General features: G+C 36.3%; 2 protein-coding genes. Both read left to right on the top strand.

Features of this window, described 5'->3' with window-relative positions; translation table 11 throughout:
* Nucleotides 1–206: 206 nt before the first annotated feature.
* A complete protein-coding gene (locus tag ACTQ1L_RS15145) occupies nt 207–1190 on the top strand; it encodes a diaminopimelate dehydrogenase (RefSeq protein ID WP_441368080.1) in 984 nt (327 codons plus the stop codon).
* Between the two features lie 373 nt (nt 1191–1563).
* Entirely contained in the window at nt 1564–2346 is a 783-nt protein-coding gene (locus ACTQ1L_RS15150) for a hypothetical protein (RefSeq protein ID WP_441368081.1), read from the top strand.
* Nucleotides 2347–2426: the final 80 nt, after the last annotated feature.

The raw sequence follows: 2426 nt of genomic DNA on the forward strand, positions 1-2426 counted from the left end.
GTCTGCCCTTTTTTAGGCTATCTTCTGGAAAGGTGAGGTATTGGGAGTGGTTGTAATGGCAACTACGGTAGATTTTGTGCACGCTTATACTGCCGTGAATAATTCAGGATAAATTTTATGTATTTTATAGAGAAATAAATAATTGAAAAATTGCTTAAGAAAGATTATATTTATAGAGGACTAACTAAAGAAAGGAAACAAAAGCAATGATTAAGATTGGTATTTTTGGATATGGAAATCTTGGTAAAGGTGTAGAGTGTGCTGTTGCCAAGAATAAAGATATGGAATTAGTTGCAGTATTTACAAGAAGAGATCCTGCAACAGTTACTGTTCGTACAGAGGGTGTTAAGGTTTATCACGAGGATGCTCTTAAGGATATGAAGGATGATATCGATGTATTAATTCTCTGTGGAGGGAGTGCAACAGATCTTCCTGAGCAGACACCAAAGTATGCTGCAATGTACAATGTTGTAGACAGCTTTGATACACATGCTCGTATTCCAGAGCATTTTGCAAATGTTGATGCAGCAGCAAAGGCAGCAGGAAAAACATGTGTAATCTCATGTGGATGGGATCCGGGAATGTTCTCACTTAACAGATTATATGCTAACTGTATTCTCCCAGACGGAAAGGACTATACATTCTGGGGCAAGGGTGTAAGCCAGGGACATTCAGATGCAGTTCGTCGTATAGATGGAGTTAAGGATTGCAGACAGTACACAATCCCGGTTGAAGAGGCAATGAACCTTGTAAGAGAAGGAAAGCAGCCAGAGCTTACAACACGCCAGAAGCATGTAAGAGAGTGCTTCGTAGTAGCTGAGGAAGGTGCTGACCTTGCAAGAATCGAGTCTGAGATTAAGAACATGCCTAACTACTTTGCAGATTACGATACAACAGTTAACTTCATCACAGAAGAAGAGATGGCAAGAGACCACAGTGGACTTCCACATGGTGGTAGCGTAATCCGTACAGGTGCTACAGGAATGAACAATGAGCATACTCATGTAGTTGAGTACAAGCTTACACTTGATTCAAATCCTGAGTTTACAGGCTCTGTAATTGCTGCATATGCAAGAGCAGTAGCCCGTCTTAATAAGGAAGGACAGACTGGATGTAAGACAGTATTTGATATTGCACCAGCTTATTTATCAGATTTAAGCGGTGAGGAGTTAAGAGCTCATCTTTTATAAAATAACAATTGATAATGAAAATGGCGATTGTATGTTTGGAGAATGTACAGTCGCCATTTTTTATCTTTAGTTTGAGAAGACCCTAGTGACGCCTTGTTTTATGAAAAGTATATAAATAAAAAGAAAAATGTTGAAAAGTAAAGTAATATGTTGCATGACATAAATTACGTATGCAGTTAAATAAAAAGTTGAGAAAAAATCCGAATAATTAATTATATTACAAGATTTGTGCAATATTAACAAATGTGTAATATATTTATTGTTTAAATATTAGATAATTGCTAAAATTGATTGATTCATTTACCCAATCATGGTACAATTGTACTAATAAATAGTTTTTACTATCTAAAATTGGGAAAGGGGTATTATTAATATGAAGAAAGGTTTTTGCAAAGTATTAAAGCGGGTATCTGCATTTGTAATTGCTATATGTTTGATGCTTACACTTATGCCACTTGATACTCTTGAAGTCAAAGCAGCTTCGAGTGAGTATGTTTTCAGAGTGGGGTATCAGACATTTGAGAATATGCAGGAGGGTATTACGTTTAAACAGCTTAGTGATGTTACCATGAGTGCCGCTATATATGATGTGACTAATAGTAATTCACCTGCATTGATTAAGAATGTTGGTTCTATTACTGATGGTAAACTGATAGTCAGTGAGGCAAGTATTAGTCCATATAAATTGGGGCTTAATGATGATGGAAAAATATACAGCTTAAAGTTTATTGCAGATATTCCTGCAAGTTCACCATACGCATTTATCTGGCCAGGAAATAATGACAAGCATTTTGAAAATAATTTCTATGAATTCAATGACAATTTCAGTGACCAGACAATATTTGTTGCTCCTACAGATGGTGTAGTGCTTAATTTTGCCAAGAATGGTCAACTTGTCAATGTTAATGCCATTCCGGAGATTAAAGTGACAGCAACAATTGGTGGACAAGCATTAGTTATTAATAATGGTAAAATTCCATATAGTGTTATTAAAACTATATCTGATCAGAATCCTCTTGTTGTGTCTTATGATGCTTCAAATAGTAAGTATTCGTTTCCTGAGGGACCAAATGGTTCAACTAAGTCTTCTTCAGAAACTTTAACCTGGCCAGGTTTTGGGAAAAATTTGGGTCAATCATTTTTCTTATGGGTTTAGCCCCAAATGTTTTAGGTTATCGTCATCCTGCCGCCATCCTTGACAGGTCAAAAAATAAATGCTGTGGGTTAATCACCGAC

The sequence above is a fragment of the Agathobacter sp. LCP21S3_B2 genome, assembly GCF_052118705.1.
Classification (GTDB): domain Bacteria; phylum Bacillota; class Clostridia; order Lachnospirales; family Lachnospiraceae; genus Roseburia.

What these genes read in the sequence shown, in the direction of transcription:
- ACTQ1L_RS15145 (WP_441368080.1), top strand. Translation starts at nt 207, where the DNA reads ATGATTAAGATTGGTATTTTTGGATATGGAAATCTTGGTAAAGGTGTA.
- ACTQ1L_RS15150 (WP_441368081.1), top strand. Translation starts at nt 1,564, where the DNA reads ATGAAGAAAGGTTTTTGCAAAGTATTAAAGCGGGTATCTGCATTTGTA.